Annotated in this window: 25 protein-coding genes; 10 read left to right on the top strand and 15 right to left on the bottom strand. The window is 65.8% G+C overall.

Annotated elements, in window-relative coordinates; translation table 11 throughout:
- Positions 1-37 precede the first annotated feature (37 nt).
- The 3 genes from BLT08_RS03215 to BLT08_RS03205 form a co-directional block, all read right to left on the bottom strand.
- Positions 38-1,177, bottom strand: coding sequence for an acyl-CoA dehydrogenase family protein (locus BLT08_RS03215; RefSeq protein WP_090303331.1), 1,140 nt, complete (start codon positions 1,175-1,177; stop codon positions 38-40).
- A gap of 158 nt (positions 1,178-1,335) precedes the next feature.
- Positions 1,336-2,316, bottom strand: coding sequence for a tyrosine--tRNA ligase (locus tag BLT08_RS03210; protein WP_090303330.1), 981 nt, complete (start codon positions 2,314-2,316; stop codon positions 1,336-1,338).
- A gap of 89 nt (positions 2,317-2,405) precedes the next feature.
- Positions 2,406-2,693, bottom strand: coding sequence for a HalOD1 output domain-containing protein (locus BLT08_RS03205; protein ID WP_090303329.1), 288 nt, complete (start codon positions 2,691-2,693; stop codon positions 2,406-2,408).
- Positions 2,694-2,823: 130 nt separating this feature from the next.
- Here BLT08_RS03205 and BLT08_RS03200 point away from each other — a divergent pair, with 130 nt between their 5' ends.
- Positions 2,824-3,480: a hypothetical protein gene (locus BLT08_RS03200; protein WP_090303328.1), complete on the top strand. Its 657-nt coding sequence runs from the start codon at positions 2,824-2,826 to the stop codon at positions 3,478-3,480.
- A 17-nt stretch (positions 3,481-3,497) separates the two neighbouring features.
- On the opposite strand, the gene BLT08_RS03195 is transcribed toward BLT08_RS03200, so the two are convergent.
- Positions 3,498-4,277, bottom strand: coding sequence for a 4-phosphopantoate--beta-alanine ligase (locus tag BLT08_RS03195; protein WP_090303327.1), 780 nt, complete (start codon positions 4,275-4,277; stop codon positions 3,498-3,500).
- A gap of 185 nt (positions 4,278-4,462) precedes the next feature.
- On the opposite strand from BLT08_RS03195, the gene BLT08_RS03190 reads away from it, so the two are divergent.
- The 3 genes from BLT08_RS03190 to BLT08_RS03180 all read left to right on the top strand — a co-directional run bounded on the left by BLT08_RS03190 (position 4,463) and on the right by BLT08_RS03180 (position 7,101).
- The gene (locus tag BLT08_RS03190; protein ID WP_090303326.1) at positions 4,463-5,161 is read left to right on the top strand and encodes a class I SAM-dependent methyltransferase; all 699 of its coding nucleotides are present in this window, start codon (positions 4,463-4,465) and stop codon (positions 5,159-5,161) included.
- A 214-nt stretch (positions 5,162-5,375) separates the two neighbouring features.
- On the top strand, positions 5,376-5,633 hold the full coding sequence (locus BLT08_RS03185) for a MarR family transcriptional regulator (RefSeq protein WP_090303325.1): 258 nt from the start codon (positions 5,376-5,378) through the stop codon (positions 5,631-5,633).
- Between the two features lie 19 nt (positions 5,634-5,652).
- On the top strand, positions 5,653-7,101 hold the full coding sequence (locus BLT08_RS03180; RefSeq protein WP_090303324.1) for an FAD-dependent oxidoreductase: 1,449 nt from the start codon (positions 5,653-5,655) through the stop codon (positions 7,099-7,101).
- 21 nt (positions 7,102-7,122) lie between these two features.
- On the opposite strand, the gene BLT08_RS03175 is transcribed toward BLT08_RS03180, so the two are convergent.
- The 3 genes from BLT08_RS03175 to BLT08_RS03165 are packed head-to-tail and all read right to left on the bottom strand — an operon-like array spanning position 7,123 to position 9,169.
- Entirely contained in the window at positions 7,123-7,827 is a 705-nt protein-coding gene (locus BLT08_RS03175) for an energy-coupling factor transporter transmembrane component T family protein (RefSeq protein ID WP_090303323.1), read from the bottom strand.
- A 36-nt stretch (positions 7,828-7,863) separates the two neighbouring features.
- The gene (locus tag BLT08_RS03170; protein ID WP_090303322.1) at positions 7,864-8,568 is read right to left on the bottom strand and encodes an energy-coupling factor ABC transporter ATP-binding protein; all 705 of its coding nucleotides are present in this window, start codon (positions 8,566-8,568) and stop codon (positions 7,864-7,866) included.
- A gap of 13 nt (positions 8,569-8,581) precedes the next feature.
- Positions 8,582-9,169, bottom strand: a complete 588-nt coding sequence (locus BLT08_RS03165) for a biotin transporter BioY (RefSeq protein WP_090303321.1) — start codon at positions 9,167-9,169, stop codon at positions 8,582-8,584.
- A gap of 515 nt (positions 9,170-9,684) precedes the next feature.
- Here BLT08_RS03165 and BLT08_RS03160 point away from each other — a divergent pair.
- Positions 9,685-13,842: a DUF7282 domain-containing protein gene (locus tag BLT08_RS03160; protein ID WP_090303320.1), complete on the top strand. Its 4,158-nt coding sequence runs from the start codon at positions 9,685-9,687 to the stop codon at positions 13,840-13,842.
- 121 nt (positions 13,843-13,963) lie between these two features.
- Here the strand turns inward: BLT08_RS03160 and BLT08_RS03155 are convergent, their stop codons facing one another.
- The 6 genes from BLT08_RS03155 to BLT08_RS03125 all read right to left on the bottom strand — a co-directional run bounded on the left by BLT08_RS03155 (position 13,964) and on the right by BLT08_RS03125 (position 17,614).
- Entirely contained in the window at positions 13,964-14,254 is a 291-nt protein-coding gene (locus BLT08_RS03155; RefSeq protein ID WP_090303319.1) for a DUF7545 family protein, read from the bottom strand.
- Positions 14,255-14,380: 126 nt separating this feature from the next.
- Positions 14,381-14,845 carry a DUF5799 family protein gene (locus BLT08_RS03150; RefSeq protein WP_090303318.1) on the bottom strand — a complete coding sequence of 155 codons (465 nt, stop codon included), beginning with the start codon at positions 14,843-14,845 and terminating at the stop codon, positions 14,381-14,383.
- Between the two features lie 72 nt (positions 14,846-14,917).
- Complete coding sequence (locus BLT08_RS03145; protein ID WP_090303317.1) at positions 14,918-15,418, bottom strand: gamma carbonic anhydrase family protein; 501 nt, start codon at positions 15,416-15,418, stop codon at positions 14,918-14,920.
- A gap of 354 nt (positions 15,419-15,772) precedes the next feature.
- Positions 15,773-16,045 (bottom strand): DUF3006 family protein, encoded by a 273-nt coding sequence (locus BLT08_RS03135; RefSeq protein ID WP_090303315.1) that lies wholly within the window; start codon positions 16,043-16,045, stop codon positions 15,773-15,775.
- Positions 16,042-17,091 carry a ComEC/Rec2 family competence protein gene (locus tag BLT08_RS03130; RefSeq protein ID WP_090303314.1) on the bottom strand — a complete coding sequence of 350 codons (1,050 nt, stop codon included), beginning with the start codon at positions 17,089-17,091 and terminating at the stop codon, positions 16,042-16,044. Before BLT08_RS03130 ends, BLT08_RS03135 begins: the two co-directional genes overlap by 4 nt.
- A 127-nt stretch (positions 17,092-17,218) precedes the next feature.
- Positions 17,219-17,614 carry an OsmC family protein gene (locus tag BLT08_RS03125; protein ID WP_090303313.1) on the bottom strand — a complete coding sequence of 132 codons (396 nt, stop codon included), beginning with the start codon at positions 17,612-17,614 and terminating at the stop codon, positions 17,219-17,221.
- Between the two features lie 311 nt (positions 17,615-17,925).
- On the opposite strand from BLT08_RS03125, the gene BLT08_RS03120 reads away from it, so the two are divergent.
- A complete protein-coding gene (locus tag BLT08_RS03120; protein ID WP_090303312.1) occupies positions 17,926-18,429 on the top strand; it encodes a response regulator in 504 nt (167 codons plus the stop codon).
- Between the two features lie 88 nt (positions 18,430-18,517).
- Here BLT08_RS03120 and BLT08_RS03115 read toward each other — a convergent pair whose 3' ends face one another.
- Entirely contained in the window at positions 18,518-19,246 is a 729-nt protein-coding gene (locus BLT08_RS03115; protein ID WP_090303311.1) for a metal-dependent hydrolase, read from the bottom strand.
- Between the two features lie 152 nt (positions 19,247-19,398).
- Between BLT08_RS03115 and BLT08_RS03110 the strand changes: the two genes are divergently transcribed.
- The 4 genes from BLT08_RS03110 to BLT08_RS03095 all read left to right on the top strand — a co-directional run bounded on the left by BLT08_RS03110 (position 19,399) and on the right by BLT08_RS03095 (position 23,093).
- Positions 19,399-19,662, top strand: coding sequence for a hypothetical protein (locus tag BLT08_RS03110; RefSeq protein ID WP_090303310.1), 264 nt, complete (start codon positions 19,399-19,401; stop codon positions 19,660-19,662).
- Positions 19,663-19,742: 80 nt separating this feature from the next.
- Entirely contained in the window at positions 19,743-21,953 is a 2,211-nt protein-coding gene (locus BLT08_RS03105; RefSeq protein WP_090303309.1) for a DHH family phosphoesterase, read from the top strand.
- 110 nt (positions 21,954-22,063) lie between these two features.
- Positions 22,064-22,558, top strand: coding sequence for an SHOCT domain-containing protein (locus BLT08_RS03100; protein ID WP_090303308.1), 495 nt, complete (start codon positions 22,064-22,066; stop codon positions 22,556-22,558).
- Positions 22,559-22,601: 43 nt separating this feature from the next.
- Positions 22,602-23,093 carry a DUF411 domain-containing protein gene (locus BLT08_RS03095; protein ID WP_090303307.1) on the top strand — a complete coding sequence of 164 codons (492 nt, stop codon included), beginning with the start codon at positions 22,602-22,604 and terminating at the stop codon, positions 23,091-23,093.
- Positions 23,094-23,135: 42 nt separating this feature from the next.
- Here the strand turns inward: BLT08_RS03095 and BLT08_RS03090 are convergent, their stop codons facing one another.
- Positions 23,136-23,570 (bottom strand): hypothetical protein, encoded by a 435-nt coding sequence (locus BLT08_RS03090; protein ID WP_090303922.1) that lies wholly within the window; start codon positions 23,568-23,570, stop codon positions 23,136-23,138.
- Between the last annotated feature and the right edge of the window lie 153 nt (positions 23,571-23,723).

Genomic DNA, 23,723 nt, shown 5'->3' with positions numbered 1-23,723 from the left:
CAGTACGCTTGCAGAAACGGACGACGGATAGCCTCGCCTAGAGCAACTGATCGGCGATGATCCCCTTCTGAATCTCGCTCGTGCCGTCGTAGATCTTCGTGACGCGGGCGTCCCGGTAGAACCGCTCGACCGGATGGTCCGTGACGTAGCCCGCGCCCCCGTGAACCTGCAGCGCGTCGTCGGTGACCTCGACGGCGCGCTCGCTCGCGAACAGCTTCGCCATCGACGCGAGTCGCGTCGCCCGATCGGTGTCGCCCGACTCGAGGCTCGCCGCCGCGCGATACGCCAACGACCGGCCGGCCTCCACGCTCGTCGCCATCTCGGCGATTTTGTGGCGGATCGCCTGAAACTCCGAAATTTTCCGATCGAACTGCTCGCGCTCATTTGCGTACGAGACCGCCTCCTCGAGCGCCGCCTGGGCTACCCCGGTCGCCTGCGCGGCGACGTCGACTCGAGCGGGTGCGAAGAACTCCATTAACTGGTAGAACCCTTTATCGACCTCGCCGACGACGTTTTCCTCCGGAACGCGAAGGTCGTCGAGCACGATCTCGGCGGTGTCCTGCGCTTTGATACCCAGCTTGTTGTCAATTCGCGTCGCGTCGTAGCCGTCGACGTCGGTCGGCGTGAGAAACGCGGTGATCCCGCCGTGGCCCCGCTCCGGCGAGGTCTTGGCCATGATGATCGCCACGTCCGCCACGGTGCCGTTCGTGATCCACATCTTCTGGCCGTTGATGACCCACTCGTCCCCATCCCTCTCAGCACGGGTCTCCATCCCGGCCACGTTCGAGCCGTGTGCGGGTTCCGAAATTCCGGTCGCAATGGGCGTCTCTCCGGCCGTAATCCGTGGCAGCCACTCCTCGCACATCCACTCGTCGCCGTACTCGAGAAGCATCCCAGTCCCGAAATCGGCCGCAGCGATCGAGCCGCCGACGCCGGGATCGGCGCGCCACAACTGCTCGGTGACGATGGCCGTCGAAATCGCGTCCATTCCGGCCCCGCCGTACGCCTCCGGCACGTGGGGTGCGACGAGGTCGAGGTCGGCCGCGTCCGAAAGCAGACCCGCGGGATACCGCTGTTCAGCTTCGTACTCCGCCGCGACCGGCCGGATCTCCTCGGCGCCGAACTCGCCGACCGCGTCGCGGATGGCTTCCTGCTCCGGTGTGAGATGAAACGACATACCTTCTTCTCACGTCGAACGAGCCTCAACCCATCGCCGAAGTTCTGACATGCCGGCGGTGCAACAAAGAGCGGCCCAGTCGGTCGATCAGTAGATCGATCGGTAGATCGGTCAGTCAAGCGGTTAGTCGATCGTCGCTCGGTTAGCCGGCCGACCGATCAGTCTCGAATCTCGAGCAGTTTCTCCCGCCCCGGCGCGATCAGTTCGTCGAGGTAGGTCGCGAGCGTCCCCTTCGCGTCGGCGGGGTGGAGTTCGCCCGACTCGAGGTCCGCGGCCAGAGCCTCGTAGGCTTCGTAGGTCAGATCGCCGCCGTACTTCTCGGGGCGTTCGACGACGACTTCCTCGAAGCGCGGGAAGACGTGGTACTCGAAGAGTTCGAGGACGGGGTTCTCGAGGTCGCCCTCGGGATCCCGTGTTGGGGGGCAGAACGCCGAGTTGACTTTCTCCTCGAGCTCCGCCGTCGAGTCCTCCATCGAGATGGTGACCCCCTCGCTCGAGGACATCTTCCCCTCGCCGCTGGTGAGGTCGGCGACGATGGGCGTGTGGAGCGCGGGCCGGACATCGTAGCCGAGTTCGGGCAGTTCCTCGCGGGCGAGCATGTGGACCTTGCGCTGATCCAGTCCGCCGACGGCGAGATCGAGGTCGAGGTACTCGATGTCCAGACACTGCATCAGCGGGTAGACGACGTGGCTGACCTTCGCGGTCTCGCCGCCCTGAATCTCGGCCATCGCGCGCTGGGCGCGGTTGAGCGTCGTCGACAGCTCGAGTTCGTGTAAATCGAGGGTGTACTCCTCCTCGAGCTGGTACTCGGAGCCGTAGACGAACTCGGTGGTGTCCTCGTCGAGCCCGTAGGCGACGAACTGGGCTTTCATCTGCTCGGCGGTGTCACGGATCTCCTCGAAGCTTCCCTTCCCGTTGAGGTAGGCGTGGACGTCGGCGAGCAGGACGACGACCTCCATCCCGGCATCCTGGAGGTCGATGAGTTTGTTCGCCGTCAGCAGGTGCCCGAGATGGAGCACGCCGGAGGGCTCGTAGCCGACGTAGGCGCGCTTGCCGGCGGGGTCGGCGGCGAGTTCGCGCACCTCCTCGTCGGTGACGACCTCCTCGGCGTTTCGCATAATCAGGTCGTAGGTATCCATGTGTGGACTGAAGCGGGAGGAGGAATTTATACCCGATGAATCGTCCGGGCGGTCCTCGGATCCTGAAGATGCGATTTCAGACGGAGCCGTCAGACGGTCGCGTCCCGAAAGACGGCGGTTCCACCCTGTTTGACGTGAATTCGGTACCCCTCGTAAGTGAACTCGAGCTCCGCGTTCGCGGTCGAAGACGGCGGCGACGACAGGAGCGAGTCGACCACGTCGTCGATACTGTTGTAGATCGGGTCGAGTTCGGTCTCGGGGACGCTCTCGAGGTCGGCGACGATCTCGACGAGCCGAATCTCCGGTGCTTCCTGCGTCGTATCGAGCTCCAGACGGGCGACGACATCGTCGTCCGGCGGATCGATCCACTCGGTCATCAGTAACCGAAGGGAGTACGGCGAGCAGTGTAACAGTACTACCGGCGGTAGCATGGCCGTCCCTCCCTCGTTCGGGGATTTCGCATATGCCTGCCGAACATCCTTTCGGGTGAGTCTCGTATCTCCTTCGATGGGCTACAGAGAGGACTTCGTCAACGCCGTCCGCCGAAGTACGTGGCCGCAGATCCACTACCTGATCTCCGGAAGCTTCGACGGCTACGCCGTCAGCCACACCACGGCCGACGAGTACGCGCTGACGACTCACTGCTCCGAGGAACGCCTCGAGGAGATTCTCGCCGAACTCGGCTTCTCGCGCAACCCGATCTCGTCGCTGAAGGTCCGCACCGACGGGAATACCTCCGAGGGGTCGTGGGTCTGGCGAGCGTCGCCGCTGGCCGACATGCAACTGCACGTCGTCCTCCACGAGGTCGAAAACGCCGAGAAGGTCGACGTCTACGCCCACTGGGAGTGTTCGTGGATTCGCCACCCCTACAAACACTACGTCGCCCGCGGCTACGACGCCGAGAAGGGCGTCGAACTCGCCCGCCGCTGGCTTATCAACTACGACGAGGAGTGTCTCAACGGCTCCGACGGCATCGACTACGAGGTCGACGACTCGTTCACGCGCCGGGCGAGCGAGTACCTCTCGGTCTCGTACTATCAGGTCGAAGAAGCCGTCGCCGCGCTCAAATCGAAACTCCCCGTCTTCGACAACGAACGCAATCGCGTCATCGATCGCGACGACGGTCGCGACGCCGTCTCGCCGACGGTGACCGACAGATTCTAACTCCGTTCGGCGACGAGTCAGAGCTCACCCGACCGAATCCGCTCTTCCGCCTCCTCGAGCGCCGCCTCTCGATCGAACTCGTCGATAACCCGCTGCAGTTCCGCCTCGTCGACGTCGGCCAGCTCGCGGGCGTGCTCGGTCATGTTCGGTACGGCGCGGATGATGTTGTCCACGATCGGCACCTCGGCGACCCGCGGCGACCGCGAGAGGGGGTTCAGGTCGATCACGATCTCGGTCTTCCCCATCTCGTCCAACGCCTCGGCGCGGTCGCCGTCCTCGAGCGGGACGAGCACGACGTCGGCGGCGTAGATCCCGTCCTCGTCGACCTTCGCGCGCTGGTGGTCGAGGTTCGGAATCCGCGCGTCGGCCTCGAGCCCTTTGACATCCTCGGCGCCGTGATCGCGCAGATGCGCCGCGATCTCCCCGATCCGCTCGGGCGTGCGATTGAAGAGGTTGACCTCGAGGTCGGCGCCGGTCGCCGCCGCCAGCTCGGCCATCTCGCCCGGAACCAGCGCGGCGACGTTGCCGTTGATCGAGAGCACCGGATGGTCGGCCAGCAGGAGGTGAGCCGCGGCCGCCCGCTCGGCCGCGTCCGCGCTGGGAATCGTCTCCTCGCCCAACAGGTAGTCGAACGCGCTCCCCCGGCCTTCGGCGTGCATCCCCTGTAGGTGCGTGATGCCCTTCTCGACACCCTTCTCGATCCGGTGGCGCGTCAGCAGGTCCTGGTATCTGGGGTGATCCTCCGGTATCTCGTCTTCGTGCTCGACGTCGGCGGAGACGGTGTCGTACTCGGTCACGATCGATCACTGGATTCGGCCGATAAAAAACAGACCGATCCGTCGAATACTCGCGAGTCGAACAGGAATCAGGCGTAAAAGAGCGGCGTCCGGACGACCGCCGGCTCGGCTCCCCGGAGTACATGTAATAAAGACACGATAGATTTCGTGTGTAGTTACTCGCAGCTACCGTCGCAACTGCTACCATGGCCACGGACCCCCGGGAACGAGATCCAGCGACCGGCGGCTCAGGTTCAGTCGACGAAGCGCACGCGGCCCACCTCGAGCGCAGTCGCACCGTCTGGAATCGCTGGAGCGACTGGTACGAGATGAGCGAACGGGACTTCGAACCGATGCGCGAAGCTGCGATCGATCGGTTGGACCTCCGGCCGGGCGACCGCGTCCTGGAGATCGGCTGCGGGCCGGGCGTCAACTTCGAGCGCCTCCGCGACGATATCGGCGAGTCCGGCGAACTCGTCGCCGTCGACTACAGCCCGGTGATGATCGAAAAAGCGCGAGCCCGGATCGACGCCCACGGCTGGGAGAACGTCGACGTTCGTCGCGCCGACGCGACGACGGCCGAGTTCGAGGAGCCGTTCGACGCGGCGCTCGCGACGCTCTCGCTCGCCGTCATGCCCGATATTCCGCGGACGGTCGAGACCGTCTACCGGTCGTTGATCCCCGACGCGACGTTCGTCGTCTTCGATATCAGACCGATCCCCGACGGCCCCGCTCGAGTCCTGAACCCGGTCCTCCGGCGGTTCTTGCGCTGGTACGCGAACTGGAACCCCGACGGTGACGTCGCGGCATCGCTCGAGGCCGTCTTCGAGCGGAGCGAGATCGTCGACACCTACATGCACGGGACCACGTACACCGTCGTGTGCGAGAAACGCGACGCCGATTGACGGACCCGGCGCTGTCGAAACGCGCTCGTCGGAGACCGAGATACCCCAGTTGGGCCCCGTTCGAACCCGCACGTCGCTCGAGGCCACTCTCCGCGACCGAGGTCCGCCGGTGGTTCGGCGTTCGTCGCGACGATTTCGGGAACGCGTCCGGATGTGTGCGAGACGTGCACGAGCAGGCAATGGTTTACACGTAGTCGAGTCGAAAGCCCAAGCAATGGAACCACCTTTGGAGACGTTATCCGACCTCCCGCCGAGCGCGAAACTGGTGTTCAAAGTGCTCGAGTACAACGGCTCGCTAACCCAGGGCGAGATCGCCGACGAGACGATGTTGCCGCGCCGGACCGCTCGGTTCGGCCTCTCCCGACTGAAAGAGGGCGGGCTGGTCGAAGACCAGGTCTCGTTCAGGGACGCACGCCAATCAGTGTACTCGCTGACGGAAACGGGCGAGCAAGTCGGAACACCGTCCAACTGATGGCGGTGTACTTCAGCCAATGACGGACACATTCGTCGTCGTCGGCGGTGACGCTGCGGGCATGTCCGCGGCCAGCAAAGCGAAGCGCGACGACCCCGACCTCGAGGTCGTCGTCTTCGAGAAGGGGGAGTGGGTCTCCTACGGCGCCTGCGGCTTGCCATACTACGTCAAAGGGGAGATCCAGTCGCTCGAAGCGCTCGTCTCGGTCACGCCCGAAGAGTTCCGGGAGGAACGCGACATCGACCTCCGGACGGGCCACGAGGTCGTCGCGATCGATCCCGACGAGCGGACAGTCACGGCCGAGAGCGAGTCGGGGAGCGTCGTCCAGTCCTACGATCACCTGCTGCTCGCCACCGGTGCCGAGGCGGTCGTCCCGCCGATCGACGGCATCGACCGCGAGGGCGTCTACACCCTCGGCTCGATGAGCGACGGGAAGGAACTCCGGGAGTACGTCGCTCGAGCGCGCGACGGCGAGTCGTTCCAGCAGCCGGACCGCGGCCCGGCCTGTCAGTATCTCGAGGACTGTACCGGCCCCGTCGGCATCGTCGGCGGCGGCTACATCGGCCTCGAGATGGCCGAAGCGCTGGCCGCGAACGGCTTCGAAGTGCACCTGTTCCAGCGCGGCGACCGCGTGCTGACGGGCTTCAGCGAGGCGACGAGCGAAGCGGTCGCCGATCACCTGCGGGAGCAGGACGTAACCGTGTATCTCGAGAGCGAAGTCGCAGCTCTCGAGGGCGGAGGTGCCGTCCAGGGCGGGGACGCAGACGAGGCCGGCGCCGTCGAGACCGTCGTCACCGCCGACGAGCGAGTCGATGTCGAGATGGTGCTGGTCGGAACCGGCGTTCGACCGCGGACCGACCTCGCCGAAGCCGCCGGGGTCGAACTCGGGCCAACGGGGGCGGTCGCGACGGACGACTATTGCGAGACGAACGTTCCGGACGTCTACGCGGCGGGAGACTGCGCCGAGGCGACACACACCGTCACGGGCGACCCAGTCTACGTTCCGCTGGCGCTCACTGCGAACCGTCACGGCCGTGCAGTCGGCCAGACGGTCGCCGGACAGCCCACCGAAGGGGGCGACGTCGCCGGGACGGCGGCCGTCAAGGCGTTCGAGGTCGAGGCCGCGCGCACCGGCATTTTGGATCACGACGACGCGCTCGAGGCCGGGTTCGAGCCGGTCACCGAGACGGTCGACGCGAAATCGCGCGCGGGCTACTATCCCGAGGGCGGCACCGTCACCGTCACGCTGACCGCAGACCGGGACTCCGGACGCGTGCTCGGCGCGAGCCTCGTCAGCGAGTACGGCGAGGGCGCGGTCCACCGGAGCCACGCGGTCGTCGGTGCGCTCGAGGCCGAAGCGACCGTCTTCGAACTGGAGAACTACGATCTCGCGTACGCGCCGCCGTTCAACACGACGTGGGATCCGGTGCTCGTCGCGGCGAAGGTGCTCGCCGGGAAACTCCGGTGACCCCGATTCGACGCAGATCGCTCAGAGCAGCGCCGAGAGCACGAGCACGACGGCCAGCGCGAGAACGGGGTAGTCCAGTCGCGAAAACGAGAGGTGGGGAAGCGTCGGATTCCAGGCGAAACAGCGCGCCTGCATGGCGAGCGCGAGTCGATCCGCCCGGTCGAACGCACGCGTGAGGCCGAGCAGTCCGATCGTGCTCGCGCGGTCGACGACGCCGCGTTCGTCGCCGAGTCGTGCGGCCATCGCGTCCCGAATCGTCCGGATATCGGCCTGCAACACGGGGAGGAACCGGAAGATGAGCGAGACGCCCACGCCGAGCAACTGGCCGGGCTTGCCGGGGATCGTCCGCTGGATCGCGGCTCGAGACGCGCGAATCGGCGTCGAGCGGACGTACGCCGCGCTGACGAGCAGGATGAGGAGGACTCGGTAGCTCGCGCGGGCGGAGGTCTCCGCGTCCCCGAGGTCGAACCACGGCGAGCCGAGGGTCAGCCCCGCGAGCAGCGGCGCGAGCCCGAGAAAGACCAGTGCGAACCGATACGCGTAGAGCGCTCTGAGCACCGAGACGCGAGCGGCGAGCAGGATCAGCGCAGCGATGACGGAGAGGATCAGCAGCGCTCTCGAGCCGGTGTGGGCCAGCGCGGTCGCGGCGAACCCGATCTGGACGCCCAGCTTCGAGCGGGGATCGAGCCGGTGGGCGAGCGTGTCGTCGGGGTCGTAGGTGAGCATCGTTGGGTGCGTGAGCGCTGTCGAGGATACGTTCGATCAGGTGTCCGGCACGCGAACCTCGAGTCCCGCGAGGTCCTCGAGCGCGTCCTCGGGCGAATCGTCGACGACGACGCGACCGTCGCGCATGGCGACGATGCGGTCGGCCAGACCGACGACGTCCCGCAGGTCGTGGGTCGCGAGGAGGATGCCGGTGCCGTCGGCGACGAGGGCCTCGAGGCGCGAGAGGACGGACCGTCGCGCCGGATCGTCGAGTCCGGTGAACGGTTCGTCGAGAACGAGGTGGGTGGGCTCCATCGCGAGCGCGCCGGCGATAGCCACGCGGGACTGTTCGCCGCCCGAAAGCTGGTCGATGCGCTCGTCTTCGCGACCGGCCAGGTTGACCGCCTCGAGAGAGGCGCCGACCCGTCGATCGATCTCTTCGCGCTCGAGGCCGAGGTTCTCGGGACCGAAGGCGACGTCGGCGCCGATCGTCGCGGCGACGAACTGGTCGCGCGGGTGCTGGAACACCATGCCGACGCTCGAGCGCGCGGCGATGAGATCGTCCGAAACGGGCGTTTCGTTGACGAGAACGGTGCCCGAGTCCGGGGTCAGGAGCCCGTTGCAGTGGCGCAACAGCGTCGTCTTCCCGCTGCCGTTGGCACCCGCGAGGACGACGAACTCCCCGTCCGCGATCGAGAGCGAAACGTCCTCGAGGACGGAGACGTCGTCGAAGGCGTACGAGACGGAGCGAAAGTCGATCATTTCGTCCCCTCGATCACGACTGAATCGGCTCGATTCGGCCGCTCTGGACGATGGCGATCGCGGCGGCCATCTTGAGCAGTTCGCCGGGGATAAACGGGAGCGCGAAGCCGGCGATCGCCTCCCAGGCCTCGAGTTCGAGCAGCCAAGCGGCGTAGCCCGTCCCCATGCCGTAGATGACGATCGTCCCCATCACGAGGGCCACGACGACGATCGGCAGAGGGACTGCGGCCGGATCGCGGAGATCGGTTCCGCGGTGAACGACGGCCCCGATCAGCGCCGCGGCGACGGGGTACGACCAGAGGTAGCCGCCCGTCGGGCCGAACAGCGTTCCGAGACCGGCTTCCCACCCCGCGAAGACCGGAATGCCGATCGCCCCGGCGGTGAGATAGAGCAGCATCGACACCGATCCCCAGACGGGCCCCAACACGAGACCGGCGAGAAAGACGAACAGTACCTGCAACGTGAGCGGTGCCGGCGATAGCGGGAGCGGTATTGCCACGGGCGCTACTGCCCCGAGTAGCGCCGCGAGCACCGCTGCCCGGGCGAACTGCCGGACGACGTCCCCATCTACGAGCTCCACCGAGCTCCCTTCCGTTTCCATGGCACCGACTCTCTCGTAAACCCAGTTCAACACTTCGGTTTCCGAGGTGTCCGACAGTTCGCCGTCATATCGACCGTCTGGTAGCGATGCCGGTAGCGTGAGAACGGCACAAAACGGAGCGTTCCTGTCACGGGCCCGTACTCTCGAGTCCGCCAGCCGGTACCAATCGCGAGCGAACCATCGCAGTCCAGCCACTCGATCGCCCCCGCGAGTTCGGCGGTCTCGAGGACCGTAATGGTCGATTGTCTCTCGGTACTAACTGAAACGACCGGCGTAGCTTAAGCGCTCGTTCGGCCCGATGACTGAGAACTGATGCGATCTGTGAGTATGACATTCGATAGTGGGCGTCAGGGGAAGAGCCGCGACCGGCAGCCGACCTGTGGGTGGGGAGACGGTCATCGATCGACTGTCGCCGTCAGCGGTAACGGTCGAGGAGACGACGGAGAGAGCCGACGGTGCGGAAATCACGACCTGCGGCAGCGGTCCGCGACGGCCACCGAGCGGGGAGTCGAGACATGAACAAGGGACGTGCTGCGGTCGCCGCGACGCTGCTCGTCGCGTTCCTGATGATAACCAGTGTGATGGCGTTGCCGCTGCTCGGGGGCACTATCGCTCCGTTCGACGCCGGACAGGAGGGCCCCGGCGATTCGGACGGCGAAACGACCGAGATCGACACCGGTGACGAGGCCGAGGCGAACGGTGGATCGGACGTCGACGACGCGGACGCGAGCGAGTCACTCGAGTTGGTCGCGATGGAGCCGACGACGGCGACCGCGGACACCGCCAGCGCGGACGGGGAGAATCCGGACGGTGAGTCGGACGCTGCCGTCGGCGAGGCGGATGCGCAGGTGACGCTCGCCCAAGCACAAGCAGACGGCGTCGAAGCCGGCATCGACGAGGGGATCGAACTGGCCCAGTCCCAGGGCGTCAACGTGACCCAGGAGCAGCGAGCGACGGCGATCGACGGGGCTAGCGAGTCAGTCACGCAGCACCAGGAAGCCGAGGTCGAGCAGATTCAGGAGGCGACGAAAGGTGCGGTCCACGGCTCGCTGATGCAGTCACAGCAGGTCGAGGCCGAGCAGATTCAGTACGCCGTGGGCGGCGCGACCGACGGGGCGCTCGCTCAGTACCAGACGGTCGAAGCGAGCCAGATGCAAGCCGCGACGTGGGGTGCGACCCACGGTGCGCTCGCCCAGGAACAGCGCGTCGAGGTCGAGCAGATTCAGGTCGCAGCGCAAGGCGCTGCGGCCGGCGCCGCGTTCGAGGCCGGCGCACAGGGGATCGACGAGACGCCGAAGATCCAGGAGGCCGCACAGGGTGCGGCCTACGGTGCCCTCGAGCAGTACCAGCAGATAACCGTCGACCAGCGCCAGCAGGTGACGCTCGAGCACGTCCAGCACGCCGCGGCGGGCGCGTCGGCCGGCGCGCTCGAGGGATCGACCCAGGAGGCACTCGAGCAGACCCAAGACGTCGACGTCGAGCAATACCAGCGCGTCGACATCAAACAGATCCAGAAGGCCGCGACGGGCGGCGCGAAGGGAGCGCTCGTCCAGCAACAGGAGGTCACCGTCGAGCAGACCCAGTCCGCGGCGCGCGGAGCGAGCGCGGGAGCGCTGAAACAGGTCCAGACGATCACCGTCGAGCAGGTCCAGCGCATCTCGATCACGCAGATCCAGGAGGCCTCCGTCGGTGCGGCGACGGGAGCGATCGCTCAGAGTCAGGAGGCGTCCGTCGAGCAGATCCAGGCCGCGGCTGACGGTGCCGCCGGCGGCGTGCTCGTCCAGCAACAGGAGATCTCGATCACGCAAATCCAGTACGCCGCCGTCGGTGCGGCCGAAGGCGCGATCGAGGGCGCGATCCAACAGCAGGTCGTCGAGGTCGAACAGGTTCAGGCTGCCGCGTTCGGTGCCGGCGAGGGTGCCGTAATCCAGACGCAGATCGTCGACGTCACGCAGGTTCAGGTCCTCGCGAGCGGGAGCGCGAGCGGCGTGTTGATGCAACATCAGGAGGCAACGGTCCAGCAGATCCAGTTCGCGGCTAGCGCCGCCTGCCAGCAGACGGCACAGGTGATACAGTACCAGCAGATCAGCATCACGCAGTTGCAGATTCTGATCCAAGAGACCGCAAGTGATGCGACGGCGTACGCGGTTCAGGAGGGGATCGACGACCCGACCGAGATCAGTCAGTACGTCGAGATCGAGATCGAGCAGCAGATCGAGACGGTCGACGAACTCGAGGGCGAGGCGTCGATCGCGTTCAGTGACCAGGACAGCGACGGCGAGCGCGTCAGCGTCGACAGCGTCGAACTCTCCGAGGGCGGGTTCGTGGCGATCTACGCCGGCGACACCGCGGCCGATCCGAACGGCGTGGTCGGGGTCTCGAGCTACCTCGAGAGCGGTGAGCACACCGACGTCGAGATCGACCTCGAGGAACCGATCGATGGGGAGCAGCCCCTCGTCGCGGTAGCCCACCACGAGACGACCGACGACGAGTCGTTCCAGTACGCAGCCTCGGACGGCGAAGAGGACGAGCCGTACGTCACCGAGGGCGGCGCACCGGTGCTCGATACGGCGCTCGTGACGGTCGACGCTCCCGACGATCCGGGCGAGCCCGACGACCCAGTTGATCCCGAAGCGACTCTCGCGGTCAGCGATCAGGAGGGTGACGGCGAAACGCTCATCGTGGACGAAGCGAGCGCGGATACCGACTTCACCGTCGCTGCGGCATACGACGGCGAACAGGTCGAGAGCGAGCAGTTCGAGGCGAACGAGACGCAGACGGAGCTCGAACTGACCCTCGAGCCGCCGATCGAGGCGTCCACGACTGTCGACGTGAGCGTCGTCGGCGATGGCGACGCGGAACTCGCGACGGAATCGATCGAGTACACGCTCGCGGACGAACCGCCGGCCCCGGAGCCGGAGGCGACGCTCAACGTGAGCGACCAGACGGGTGACGGCGAGACGCTGACCGTCGAGGAGGCGAGCGCCGACGTGGACTACCAACTCACCGTCACCGACGCGGACGGCGAGCAGCGCGCGGCGAGCGAGACCGTCGAGGGCAACGAGATCGTCGAACTCGAGTCGCTCGATCTCGAGCCGCCGCTCGAGGAGAACGCGACGCTCGAGGTTGCGGTCGAATCGGCCGCGGAGACGACGGAGACGGAAACTGACGTCGACGGCGACGGGGCCGATGCCGACGCGGACGGCGTCCTCGCGAGCGAGACGATCGAGTACACGGTCGACGACGGGGAGACGTTCGAGGCGACGTTCGTCGACTGCTCCCAGGCCGAAGTGACGGGCTCGTTCGAGGACGGCGACACGATCATCGTCGCCACCGGGTTCTACGAATCTGGCGGCTTCGGGAACACGATGGGCGAGTACGCGATCACGGTCGGCGAGGACGTCGAGGCGCCGTTCGAGGGAACGATCACCTACGAGACCGGCGAGGAGTTCGCCGTCGAGGAGACGGCCGACGGCGCGACCGTGACGGTCCCCGAAGGTAACTTCGGAACCGCGATCACCGGCTTTGCCTCACCCGATGCGATCCCGGGGTCGATCGATCATCCGAACCCCGACGCGAGCGAGTGCATCGAGGAGGTCCGACCTGACTTGCCCGACCTCACCGTCGAGGAGACGGAGCCGACCGACGACGGAATTGACGTCACCTTCGGCTACGAGAACCCGAACGACGCCGAACTGATCGTCGGCAGCGAGTTCCTCGAGGGTACGACCGAGGACGAGCCGGTCGACGAACTCGCGCCCGGAACGAACGAGTTCACCGTCCAGTGGACGCCCGAGACCGACGACGAGCGACTCGTCTGGGCGGTCGACATGAGTAACTACGACTACGAGGACGACGCAGTCGAACCCGCCGCGACGGAGACCGCAGGCGAGATCGATCCCACGGAGGACGCCGAATTCTCGGTCGCGATCACGGAAACGAACGACCCCGTCGAGCAGGGCGAGACGCTCGAGGTCGGCGCCGAACTCGAGAACGTCGGCGAGGCGGAAGACAGCCAGGAGATCGAACTGGCGCTCGACGGCGAGACCGTCGATACGACGGAGGTATCACTCGAGCCCGGCGCCGTCGAAGAGACGACGCTGACGGCTGAAACCGACGATCTCGAGCCCGGCGAGTACACGGTTACAGTCTCGAGCGAGAACGAAACCGCCGAGACGACGGTGACGATCGAGGCGGCCGACGAGACCGGCCTCGAGGACGAAGCGACCGAGGAGACCGACGAGCCAGCGGAGGCGGAATCAGCGGACGAAGCGACCGAGGAGACCGACGAGCCAGCGGAGGCGGAATCAGCGGACGAACCTGTTGACGACCCGGTCGAAGAAGACCCAGCTGACGCGCCTGCCGACGAAGCGCCAATCGACGGATCGCTCGATGATGAGACGCCAACCGAGGAACCGCTCGAGAACGAGGCACCGGCCGACGGACCGCTCGAGGACGAGACGCCCGCTGATGAACCACAGACCGAGGAACCGCCCACGGACGCGGACGAGACGGACGATTCGGGTGACGAGCCCGACGAGGGCGTCCCTGAGACGGACGACGACGAGGACGACGAACCGGCCGATCAGCAGCCCGAGGATCCTGAGACTCCCGAGGAGCCAGAGGAATCGGCCCCCGATTCGGGTGCGGAACCGGCGGAGGCTGCGGCGTAGCCGACGCGACCAACGGCAACCCCGTCTCGAGCGAATCCTGAAGCGGACGACGCGCTATCGGTCGATCGACTTTCGCGGAAAACGTATTCGTCTGAGTCGTCGCTCGCAGTTCGAACCGCGATTAGTGCTGGTGGCCGGTCGCTTCGCCGTAGGTCACGCCGAATCGCTCCTCGAACAGATCCATGATGCGAGCTTCCTGGGCCTCGAGTTCCTCGTCCGCGCCCTCTCCGTGGTGGACGATGTGGTGGGCGCGGCTGGCGAAGGAGAGGAGGGTGATGTCACCGATCGTTTCGGCGTCGGACTGGTCGCCCTCGGCGACGAGATCGACGAGTCCGGACGGGATGGTTACGTCGTCGGTGCTGTCGTCGTCGGCGGTGATCTCGAACGTCGTCGTCTCGATGTCGTCTGTCATACCGCTACCGAGGCGTGGCGTCCGTAAAGGTGCTGTGGCTTGCATCGGCGCGTCGAATCGAGGTGTCCGTAAGCTGTGTGACGATAGCCCACGTCGACGCCTCCCCGCCGAACGGTCGCTCCGTTTCTACTCCTCCGTCGCTGCAGCCTGTCGAACGGAGTCCCAGCGGCCGTTCGACTCGAGATGTGACTGCAACTCGTCGGCGTACTCCTGCGTGAGTTGTTCGGCTGCACGCTCTTGTTCGGCGTGGGAGTCGCCGCCGTCGCCGCCACCCAATCCGAGCGCACCCTTGATCGAGCCGAGAACCCCGCCGCTCGAGGAGCCGCCCTGTCGTCCCTGTGGCTGTCCGCCCATCCCCATCCCGGCGCCGACGTTCTCGAGTTCGGGGATGATCTGCTCGACCTTCTCGGTGTTGGCGACGATACGTGCCCGGTCGGGATCGTCGGGGTGTTCGATCTCGAACTCCGTCGCGGTCATGATCAGACTCCACTGCTGGCTGGAAAACTGCGACTCCACGATCCGCGAGGTGAACTCCTGATCGACGGTCATTCGCGCGCCGACGATCCGGTCCGTCCACGGGCTGTCACTCATACACACTGGTTGGGACGGTGGTGCTATCAGGGTTTTCATCGCTCGCGGATCGAATCGGCCGCGAGTCGGGAGTCAATCGAGGCGTTCGGACGTCTCCGCGTACTTCCTCGAGAGTTCCACGTACCGATCGGCCGTCCGCTCGAGTCGCGGATCGTCGATCTCGGTCTTCGGTTCGGCGGGCGCGCCGGCGACGAGCGTCGACGGCGGGATCTCGGTGTCTTCGGTGACGACGCTGCCGGCCGCGACGACCGCCCCCTCGCCGACGTGTGAGCCGTCGAGGACGACCGCGTTCATGCCGACCAGCGCGCGCTCGCCCACGGTCGCATCGTGGACGATCGCGCTGTGACCGACCGTCGAGTAGGGCTCGAGTTCGGCGTCCTCGTGGAGGACGGCGTTGTCCTGGACGTTCGCGCCTTCGCCGACGACGATCCGGCCGTGATCGCCCCGCAGCGTCGTGTTCGGCCAGACGCTCGCGTCGGCTTCGACGACGACGTTCCCGATGACGACTGCGGCCTCGTCGACGTACGCCGAGTCGGCGATCTGTGGTTCCATCCCGTCGAACGATCGTAACATGCCTGTGGCTGACGCGAGCAACGTCTTGAACCTGCCCATCGAACCCGAGCGGTTCGCGCTCGCTCTCTCGCTCGTCGGTGAACCCGGCACGTCAGCAGGTTCGCCGCCCTCCGCGAGCCAGTACGTGTGCCGTGACACTCTTCCACAGTGGAGTGCCAACATAATTTGGCAGTACGGCTAATGCATCGTCCGTGAAAGTACCAGTCGACGGCGGACATCCGTCCCTCCGACTGACGGCGATCCGTCGTCGTGTCATCCCACGCACCCCGAACCACCAGTTGGGGTTTCCACCCCACCACCTTCCTTCCACCTCTCTCCATACGTGACCCACAGCACAGCGAGCGGGCGCTCACCTCATTCGTCGGGAAGCCGCTCCGAGAGCCGGTCGAATCGCTCCTGTGCGCTCTCTCGTCGTTCCCGTTCCACCGACGGCCGATACGTTAGCTCCCGGAGTTCGTCGTCCTCGAGTACCACGTCGAAGACGGCTCCTTCGTGCTGGCCGTCCTCGGGCAGCGACTCGACCGCCATCGTCCGCTCGTCGACGACGGTGTCGCCCGCCTCGAGCAGGAGCACGGCCGTCTTCCCGTCGACGATTCGGTCGACGACCGCAGTGTCGGTCTCGGTCATAGGCTACCAGTAGGTGCGGACGGCGTATCAACTCCCGCCTCCGCCGATGGCTGTGGCGGGTGCAATGATGCCGATACGGAGTCGGACTCCGGTTCGTGCTTTCGCTCGAGCAGCGTCTCCGGATCCGTCGGTTCGTCGTGCTCGGCCGTCACCGAGGCGTCGGTCCCGTCGGTCGTGAGGACGATGTCACCGTGGACGGCCGTCCAGTACGTCACGATATCGCGGTCGGCGAACGACTCGAGCACCTCGTCGTGTGGGTGTCCGTACTGGGACTCGAGTGCGCTCGAGACGACTGCGATGTCCGGATCGACGCGGTCGAGGAACGGATCGGTAGATGAGGTCGAGGAGCCGTGGTGGCCGGCCTGATAGACGTCGGCCGCGAGGTCGTCGCCGTGTGCGTCGACCATCCGCTGTTCGGCGTTTCGCTCGGCGTCACCGGTCGTCAAGTACGTGAACTCGCCGAACTCGACGCTGAGCGCGACGCTGTTGAAATGGAGTCCGTCCCCACCATCGTCGGGCGGGTTCCGCACGGTCGCCTCGACGGCGCCATCTTCGAGGGGCAGCGTCGAACCTTCGCTGACCTCGAAGAGCCGGATCTCGTACGCCTCGACGGCGTCGAGGTAGCTCTCGTACGTCTGGCTCGTGTGGGCGACGCCCGAGTCGTAGGCTGCACCGACGCCCTCGCCGTGCTCCTCGAAGTGCTCGATGACGGCCGCGTGGCCGCCGATGTGGTCCGCGTGGGCGTGGGTCGCGACGAGGTGGTCGACCCGATCGATATCTTCGCTCTCGAGATAGTCGATCACACCCTGGCCGTCCTGTCGCCAGTCACCCGTGTCGATCAGTATCGTCTCGCCAGCCGGCGTAACGAGCAGCGTTGCGTCGGCCTGTCCGACGTCGATGTGGTGAATCTCGAGTTCGCCGTCGACGGCGTCGTCGCCACTGGCAGCGTCTTCGGGGTCGTCACTCACGCCGAACCCGCCGACACAGCCGGAGAGGACGAGTAGTCCAGCAACCATCACGATCGCCAACCGGCGTCGCCATCGCATACACGTCCCGAACACGCCAGCGGATATGTGGGTTTGGACCGTCTAGAGCCGATAACAGTCGTGAAAATAAACACGTTCGTCGCCGGCCGTCGTCACGCGTCGATCGATCTCGATACCCGATCGACGCTCAGAACGCGCCGCCTTCGAAACTCGTCTCGGCGTGTAGCTCCGACTTCAGCGCGTCGTGAACCTTACAGAGTTCGAACGCACGCTCGACGACCTTCTCGCCGGTTTCGTCGTCGACGTCGGCTTCCACGCGGATGTCGAAGGACACCGACTCGAGTTTGTCGTCGTCGTTGAGGTCGCCGCTCGTCTCGATTTCGACCCGACCGAGATCCCCGGCGCCGCGCTGTTCGCCGCCGACCCGCAGTGCGGGGACGTAACAGGACGCATAGGTGGCCAGCAGAGCCTCGAGCGTGTCGGGTGCTTCCTCGCCGGTCGCGTCGATGGTCGTCTCGAAATCGCGGATCTCGTTCGTCGCACTGAACCCCTCCTCGGAGACGGTAGTGACCTGTTTCGCCATAGCACTCGAGACGTCCACAGCCTGCGGTGTAAACGTTGCTCTCCGGAACGGTACCGTCCGTTCGTTTGAGAGGAATCGGGCCGTTTGCGGGGCTGTGGTTTCTGGCGACGCCGCTGAATGAGGCTCTTCGCGAACCGACTTCCGTCGGATTGTTTGACGATCCGGGTTAAACTCCCTCTTATGAGTGTGTAGTTCCAATCACCTGTAACGAGAGAGTTAGCCCTATGCGTCTCCCTTTCGAGGGAGTCCGCCGAAGAATGGTCGTGTAACGGTCACGGACGCATCAGTGAACCCACACTCGTGATCTACCCATGTCTGACTACAGCTACCTGAAGGACTCCGATGCACCGGTCGAAATCCTTCTCGTCGAAGATAACCCCGATGCACCGGTCGAAATCCTTCTCGTCGAAGATAACCCCGATGATATTCGTCTCGTCCGGGAAGCGTTCGAAGCGGGAGACGCTGATATCGTTCTCCACCCCGTAAGAGATGGTGACGACGCTATCGACCTCCTCGCTCGACGAGTCGATTCCGAGGGAGCGACGCTTCCCGATTTCGCCCTCGTCGATCTGAATCTACCGGGACGCGACGGGTGTTCGGTTCTCGAGGCGATCAGAGCCGACCCCCGGCTCAGACCGCTTCCCGTGATTATGCTCACGAACTCCGACGCCACCGAAGACATCGAACGCTGTTACGATGCTCGGGCGAACGCCTACCTGACGAAGCCGGACGACTCCGACGAATTCGGTCCGCTCGCGAAATCGGTCGAGCAGTTCTGGTGCAACCAGGTACAACTACCGCCGATACCGCAGTAATTCTCTCGCGTTCTCTCATTCTCGCGCGCTAGTCGGACGGAGAACTTCCCGTTTCGGACTAAAAAAGCGAGCCGCCCCTCTCGACCGCCTAGGAGTCGATCTCGAACGGTTCGTCGGCCTCGAGCACGACGACCTCGGCGTCGCTGCCCGTCGCCGCAACCTCGCTCTCGAACGTCTCGGGATCCTGTTCAATCGGCGGGAAGGTGTCGTAGTGCTGCGGGAACGCGTAGTCGACGTCGAGCCAGTCGACGGCGATGGCGGCCTGCTGTGGCCCCATCGTGAAGTGATCGCCGATCGGAACGATGGCCGCGTCGGGCTCGAGATAGGCGCCGATGACGTCGCGCATCTCGGACATCAGCGAGGTGTCGCCGGCGTTGTAGATGGTCGTCGACTCCTCGTCGTTCACTTGCGTCGGCTTCGTATCCGAGATGACGAAGCCCGCGGGCATCCCGCCGCTTTTTCCGTTTTCGGTCATGATGCCGTTCGTGTGGTCGGCACGGACCATGGTGACGTACGCGTCCCCACACTCGACGGTGCCGCCGAGGTTCATGCCCATGCCGCCGACGGCGTCTTCGAAGCCGAACTCCTCCTCGCAGTAGGAGACGAGCTCCGGCGTCGCGACCAGCGTCGCCTCGGCGAACTCGCCGGCGTGGGCGATGTGGTCGGCGTGGCCGTGCGTGAGCAACACGTAGTCGGGCGCGTCGATATCCGACGGCTCGAGATCCGTCTTCGGATTGTCGAAGAACGGGTCGATCAATAGCTCCGTCTCCCCTACGGTGACGTGCCACGTCGAGTGGCCGTGCCAGGTGACCTGCATAGCACGTCGTCGGTTCGGTCGAATTCACCTTAAAACTGGCCGAGCGTTCGTTCCGACGGCCCGCCGGTTCGCTCTCTCGATTCGATGACCCGATTCGTAACCGACGGCGACGATGCCGTGTCGTTTTCTACCCCCGGTCCGTACGACCGCGTATGCTCACGCTGAATCTCGACGAGTTCATGGTTGAGTTGAACGAGGGGTCGATCAAGAACGTCGGCCCGACGAACAAGTCGGCGACGGTTAAACTGTTCGAGGTCGACGAGGCCGAGGCTCGAGAGTTCGGCGACAAGCGCGTCAAACTCGTTTTCGAGGATGCGGACGGAAACGAAGTGCAAGTGTCACTCTTTCCCGAAGACGTTCGGAAGATCGCGAGCGATATCGAGGCGCTCGAGGACGATTCACCGGTTTTCGAGTAACGAACGGGCCGCGCGTAGTGATTCTCGCGCCGAGCGCATTTCGACAACCGTTTTAGGGCGAAACTGCTTGGTTCGAGTAGATGGGTAACTGTATCATCTGTGGCACACCCGTTGACGGCGAGATCTGCAAGAGTCACGAGGAGGATGCTGTCTTCGAATTTCGAGGCAGTTCGGCCTCAGCACTCTCCCCCGGACGCTACTACCGGGGCACCGTCGACGGCTACGCCGACTTCGGTGTCTTCGTCGACATCGGAGACCACGTCACCGGCCTGTTGCATAGAAGCGAACTAGATCAACGACTCGAGAGTCTCGACTGGGAACCCGGCGACGACGTCTACGTCCAGGTCCTCAGCGTCCGAGACAACGGGAACGTCGACCTCGGCTGGTCGATCCGTCAGCGCGAACGCGAGTTCCGCGGCAAGCTGATCGACACCGGCGACGACGAGGTGCTCCCCGAGGACCTCGAGGACGACCGGAGCGAGTCGACCGGCGACGGCGATTCGACCGACGACGCCGGCTCCGCGGACACGTCCGGCGAGGACACCGCCGCAGCCGGCGGGTCGGCCGACGACGCCGACGTCGAAGCCGGCGACCTGCAGACGGCCGTCGACGACTCCGGACCGTCCGACGGATCCGGCGCGCCGAACGCGTCCGAAACCGTCGCCGCCGGCAGCGCCAGCGGCTCCGTCGCGACCGAGAGCGCCGCCGCGTCGACGCCGGCAACGGACGACGCCGCCGACGCCGAACCCGAAGCCGAACCGGCGCTCAACCGAACGACGATCGACGCCATCGACGACCAGGTCGGCACCGTCGTCCGACTCGAGGGCGAGATCACCGGCGTCCGCCAGACCAGCGGTCCGACCGTCTTCGAACTGCGCGACGAGACCGCGACGGTCGAGTGTGCGGCGTTCGAGGAGGCCGGCGTCCGCGCCTACCCCGCCGTCGAGATCGACGACGTCGTCGCCTTAGAGGGCGAGGTCGAGCGCCACCACGGCGACCTTCAGGTCGAAACCGAGACGCTCGAGATCCTCGACGGCGAGGACGGCGAGACCATCCGCGAGCGCCTCGAGGACGCGATCGAGTCCGAGGCCCGCCCGGCCGACGTCTCCCTGCTGGCCGACCACGACGCCGTCTCGGCCGTCGAGGACGATCTCGTCGACGCCGCGACCGCGATCCGCCGCGCCGTCATGGAGGCCCGACCGATCGTCGTGCGCCACGGCGCGACCGCCGACGGCTACGTCGCCGGCGCCGCCATCGAGCGCGCCGTGCTTCCGCTGATCCGCGAGAAACACACCCGCGAGGACGCGGAGTACCACTACTTCGAGCGCCGCCCGCTCGACGGCCGCGTCTACGACATGGACGCCGCCACCAACGACGTTACCTCGATGCTCGAGGCTCGCGACCGCCACGGCGAGCAACTGCCGCTCGTACTCCTCGTCGACGCCGGCTCGACCGAGGAGTCCGTCGACGGCTACGATCTGCTCTCGCTGTACGACGCTGAGACGATCGTCATCGACGACAGTCGCGCCGACGACGAGATCACCGACGCGGTCTCGATCGCCGTCGCGCCCTCGCTCGCCGGCGTCGACGTCGCCGACCTCACGTCGACCGCACTCGCGGCGAACGTCGCCGCCCACGTCAACGACGACGTCCGTGACGACCTCGTCCACCTCCCCGCCGTCAGCTACTGGGAGAACGCCCCCGAGGCGTACGTCGACCTCGCGACCGAGGCCGGCTACGACGAGACCGGCATCTCCGAGCGCCGCGAAGCCGTCGCGCTCGAGGCCTACTACCAGTCGTACAAGGACAAGCGCGAACTCGTGATCGACCTGCTGTTCGCCGACGGCGATTCGACGCCGCGAGACGGCGACCTCGCGGCCCACGTCTCCGAACAGTTCCGCGCGAAACTCGAGACCGAACTCGAGACGGCCCGGGAGAACCTGACCACCGAGACCGTCGACGGCGTCACCGTCGCCGTCCTCGACACCGACGCGTTCACCCACCGCTACAACTTCCCGACGACGACGCTGTTGCTCGACGCGCTCCACCGACGCCAGCGCGAGGAACACGACGAACCGTTCGTCACCCTCGGCGTCGGCGACGACGAACTGCACGTTCGAGCGAACGCGGCGCTGAACGTCCGCGACCTCGGTGACGCAATCGCCGCAGCGGCACCGAACGCCGGCGTCAGCGTCGTCGGCGGGCAGGACGGCCACGTCGAGTTCCTGCCGGGCGAACGCGACGCCGTTCGCGACGCCGCACTCGAGGCACTCGGCGAGACCCTCGCGTAACCGACCACGCCGGACACGCGTCAGTCCCGCTCCTCCACACCGCTCTACTCGCATAGTGGCGACGCCGTTCAGTGGAAACAGCTTTCGGTTCAGCAGGTGTATCAATACGCATGAGCGACGATCCTGCGACCCGCGTCCGTGAGAACATCACCGAGATCACGGCGATGATCGTCACCGGTCTCTGGCTCGCGGCGATGTTCACCGGACAGTCGTGGTGGCTGGCGGTCTTGCTCGTCGGCTACATCGTCGTCGTTCCCCTCGTCGCCCTCCTGTACGGCGACGAAGCGGACCGCGCGGAGTGGTGGGACGACTGGTGGGGCGACGACTCCTGGGACGACTGGTGGGGGACGAGCGAGGAGGCTTCGAGCGACGAGTCGACGGCCGCCGACGCGAAGCCGAATCGTGCCGAGTCCACGCCCGGCGACGCCCTCGAGACCCTCCGCGAACGCTACGCGGCGGGCGAACTCACCGACGACCAGTTCGAGCAGAAACTCGACCGACTCCTCGAGACGGAGACGATCGAGGCCGCCGATCAGCGACGACGCGGTCGGGAAGCGAGCGCGCGGGACCGAGACCGCGACCGGACACCCGAGTACGAGACCTGAGCCAACCGGACGTCCTATTACGGTCGACTCGCTACGGCCGACCATGACCATCACGCGACGAACGCTATGTGCATCGGGAGCGACGCTCGCGCTCGCCGGAGTCGCCGGCTGCTTCGATCTCGGCGGTTCAAGCGACGCCAACGACTGGGCGTGGTCCGGTTCGCTTCCCGTCGATACGGTTACCCAGCACCACGACCCCTCGTGTGGCTGCTGCTCGGAGTACGTCGACTACCTCGAGACGAACGGTATCGACGTTCGGGTCGAGGCGACGGACGATCTCGACGCGGTGAAACGCGATCTCGGCGTACCGGCCGACGCGGAGAGCTGTCACACCCTCGAGTTCGGCGACTACCTCGTGGAGGGGCACGTGCCGCTCGAGGCGGTCGAGGAACTGTTCGAGAACGAACCCGACGTCGACGGGCTCACGGCTCCCGGAATGCCCCAGCACTCGCCGGGAATGGGACCGCCGGGCGACGAGCCGTTGCAGATCTACGCGTTCGACGAATCGGCGGTGTCCGAGTTCACGACGGTTTGAGGGCGGGTTCGGTCGGTTCCGAGCGTTTTTGATCACTCCCAGCTACGCGTCGTGCGGTTCCGCGTCCGACTCGTCGGCGTACGTCCGCTGGACGAGATTGTAGATGGTCGTCTCGAGTTCCGTCGTGACCGTGCCGGCGCCGAGGCGGTTCAGGACGAACGACCACCGGGACTGAAAGGAGTAGCGCGTCACGGCCGTGACGCGCGTCTCCGACCCGCCCTCGACGGTGAGTCTCGAGTAACGCTCTTCGAACGTTCCCCCGCCGTCGACGAACGTGTACTCGTAGCCGTCCTCGAGTTCGGTGAACGCGACGGTCATCTCGTCTTCTTCCACCGAGACCGAAAACTCCGTCCCGTCGGCGCTCGCCTCGAGAATCTCGTAGATTTCGGCGGACTCGAGAATCGCCCGCGGTGACAGCTGTTCCAATAACTCCGGCGCGGCGGGGAGAACGACGGACGAAACCTCGACCTCGTGCATCGGACGGACGTAGGGAACGAGAGCGAAAAAACCGTACGCATTGTCGGTCGGGCTGCGACGGATGCCACCGATCACACGTCGGGTGTACAGTCCCGTTCGAACCGTCGAGACCGTCGCATGGGGGTCCCGACTCCGACACGCTTATTCGCCGCG

Source organism: Natronorubrum texcoconense, assembly GCF_900100335.1.
Classification (GTDB): Archaea; Halobacteriota; Halobacteria; order Halobacteriales; family Natrialbaceae; genus Natronorubrum; species Natronorubrum texcoconense.
Note: the sequence above shows the minus strand (reverse complement) of the source record. Positions and strands in the feature narration are given on the sequence as shown.

Coding starts and splice junctions, on each gene's coding strand:
- BLT08_RS03175 (WP_090303323.1), bottom strand. CDS start 7,827: ATGCTCACCTACGACCCCGACGACACGCTCGCCCACCGGCTCGATCCC.
- BLT08_RS03165 (WP_090303321.1), bottom strand. CDS start 9,169: ATGGAAACGGAAGGGAGCTCGGTGGAGCTCGTAGATGGGGACGTCGTC.
- BLT08_RS03100 (WP_090303308.1), top strand. CDS start 22,064: ATGAGCGACGATCCTGCGACCCGCGTCCGTGAGAACATCACCGAGATC.
- BLT08_RS03210 (WP_090303330.1), bottom strand. CDS start 2,316: ATGGATACCTACGACCTGATTATGCGAAACGCCGAGGAGGTCGTCACC.
- BLT08_RS03095 (WP_090303307.1), top strand. CDS start 22,602: ATGACCATCACGCGACGAACGCTATGTGCATCGGGAGCGACGCTCGCG.
- BLT08_RS03130 (WP_090303314.1), bottom strand. CDS start 17,091: ATGCGATGGCGACGCCGGTTGGCGATCGTGATGGTTGCTGGACTACTC.
- BLT08_RS03105 (WP_090303309.1), top strand. CDS start 19,743: ATGGGTAACTGTATCATCTGTGGCACACCCGTTGACGGCGAGATCTGC.
- BLT08_RS03110 (WP_090303310.1), top strand. CDS start 19,399: ATGCTCACGCTGAATCTCGACGAGTTCATGGTTGAGTTGAACGAGGGG.
- BLT08_RS03120 (WP_090303312.1), top strand. CDS start 17,926: ATGTCTGACTACAGCTACCTGAAGGACTCCGATGCACCGGTCGAAATC.
- BLT08_RS03135 (WP_090303315.1), bottom strand. CDS start 16,045: ATGACCGAGACCGACACTGCGGTCGTCGACCGAATCGTCGACGGGAAG.
- BLT08_RS03185 (WP_090303325.1), top strand. CDS start 5,376: ATGGAACCACCTTTGGAGACGTTATCCGACCTCCCGCCGAGCGCGAAA.
- BLT08_RS03215 (WP_090303331.1), bottom strand. CDS start 1,177: ATGTCGTTTCATCTCACACCGGAGCAGGAAGCCATCCGCGACGCGGTC.
- BLT08_RS03180 (WP_090303324.1), top strand. CDS start 5,653: ATGACGGACACATTCGTCGTCGTCGGCGGTGACGCTGCGGGCATGTCC.
- BLT08_RS03160 (WP_090303320.1), top strand. CDS start 9,685: ATGAACAAGGGACGTGCTGCGGTCGCCGCGACGCTGCTCGTCGCGTTC.
- BLT08_RS03190 (WP_090303326.1), top strand. CDS start 4,463: ATGGCCACGGACCCCCGGGAACGAGATCCAGCGACCGGCGGCTCAGGT.
- BLT08_RS03125 (WP_090303313.1), bottom strand. CDS start 17,614: ATGGCGAAACAGGTCACTACCGTCTCCGAGGAGGGGTTCAGTGCGACG.
- BLT08_RS03155 (WP_090303319.1), bottom strand. CDS start 14,254: ATGACAGACGACATCGAGACGACGACGTTCGAGATCACCGCCGACGAC.
- BLT08_RS03200 (WP_090303328.1), top strand. CDS start 2,824: ATGGGCTACAGAGAGGACTTCGTCAACGCCGTCCGCCGAAGTACGTGG.
- BLT08_RS03090 (WP_090303922.1), bottom strand. CDS start 23,570: ATGCACGAGGTCGAGGTTTCGTCCGTCGTTCTCCCCGCCGCGCCGGAG.
- BLT08_RS03150 (WP_090303318.1), bottom strand. CDS start 14,845: ATGAGTGACAGCCCGTGGACGGACCGGATCGTCGGCGCGCGAATGACC.
- BLT08_RS03145 (WP_090303317.1), bottom strand. CDS start 15,418: ATGTTACGATCGTTCGACGGGATGGAACCACAGATCGCCGACTCGGCG.
- BLT08_RS03115 (WP_090303311.1), bottom strand. CDS start 19,246: ATGCAGGTCACCTGGCACGGCCACTCGACGTGGCACGTCACCGTAGGG.
- BLT08_RS03170 (WP_090303322.1), bottom strand. CDS start 8,568: ATGATCGACTTTCGCTCCGTCTCGTACGCCTTCGACGACGTCTCCGTC.
- BLT08_RS03205 (WP_090303329.1), bottom strand. CDS start 2,693: ATGACCGAGTGGATCGATCCGCCGGACGACGATGTCGTCGCCCGTCTG.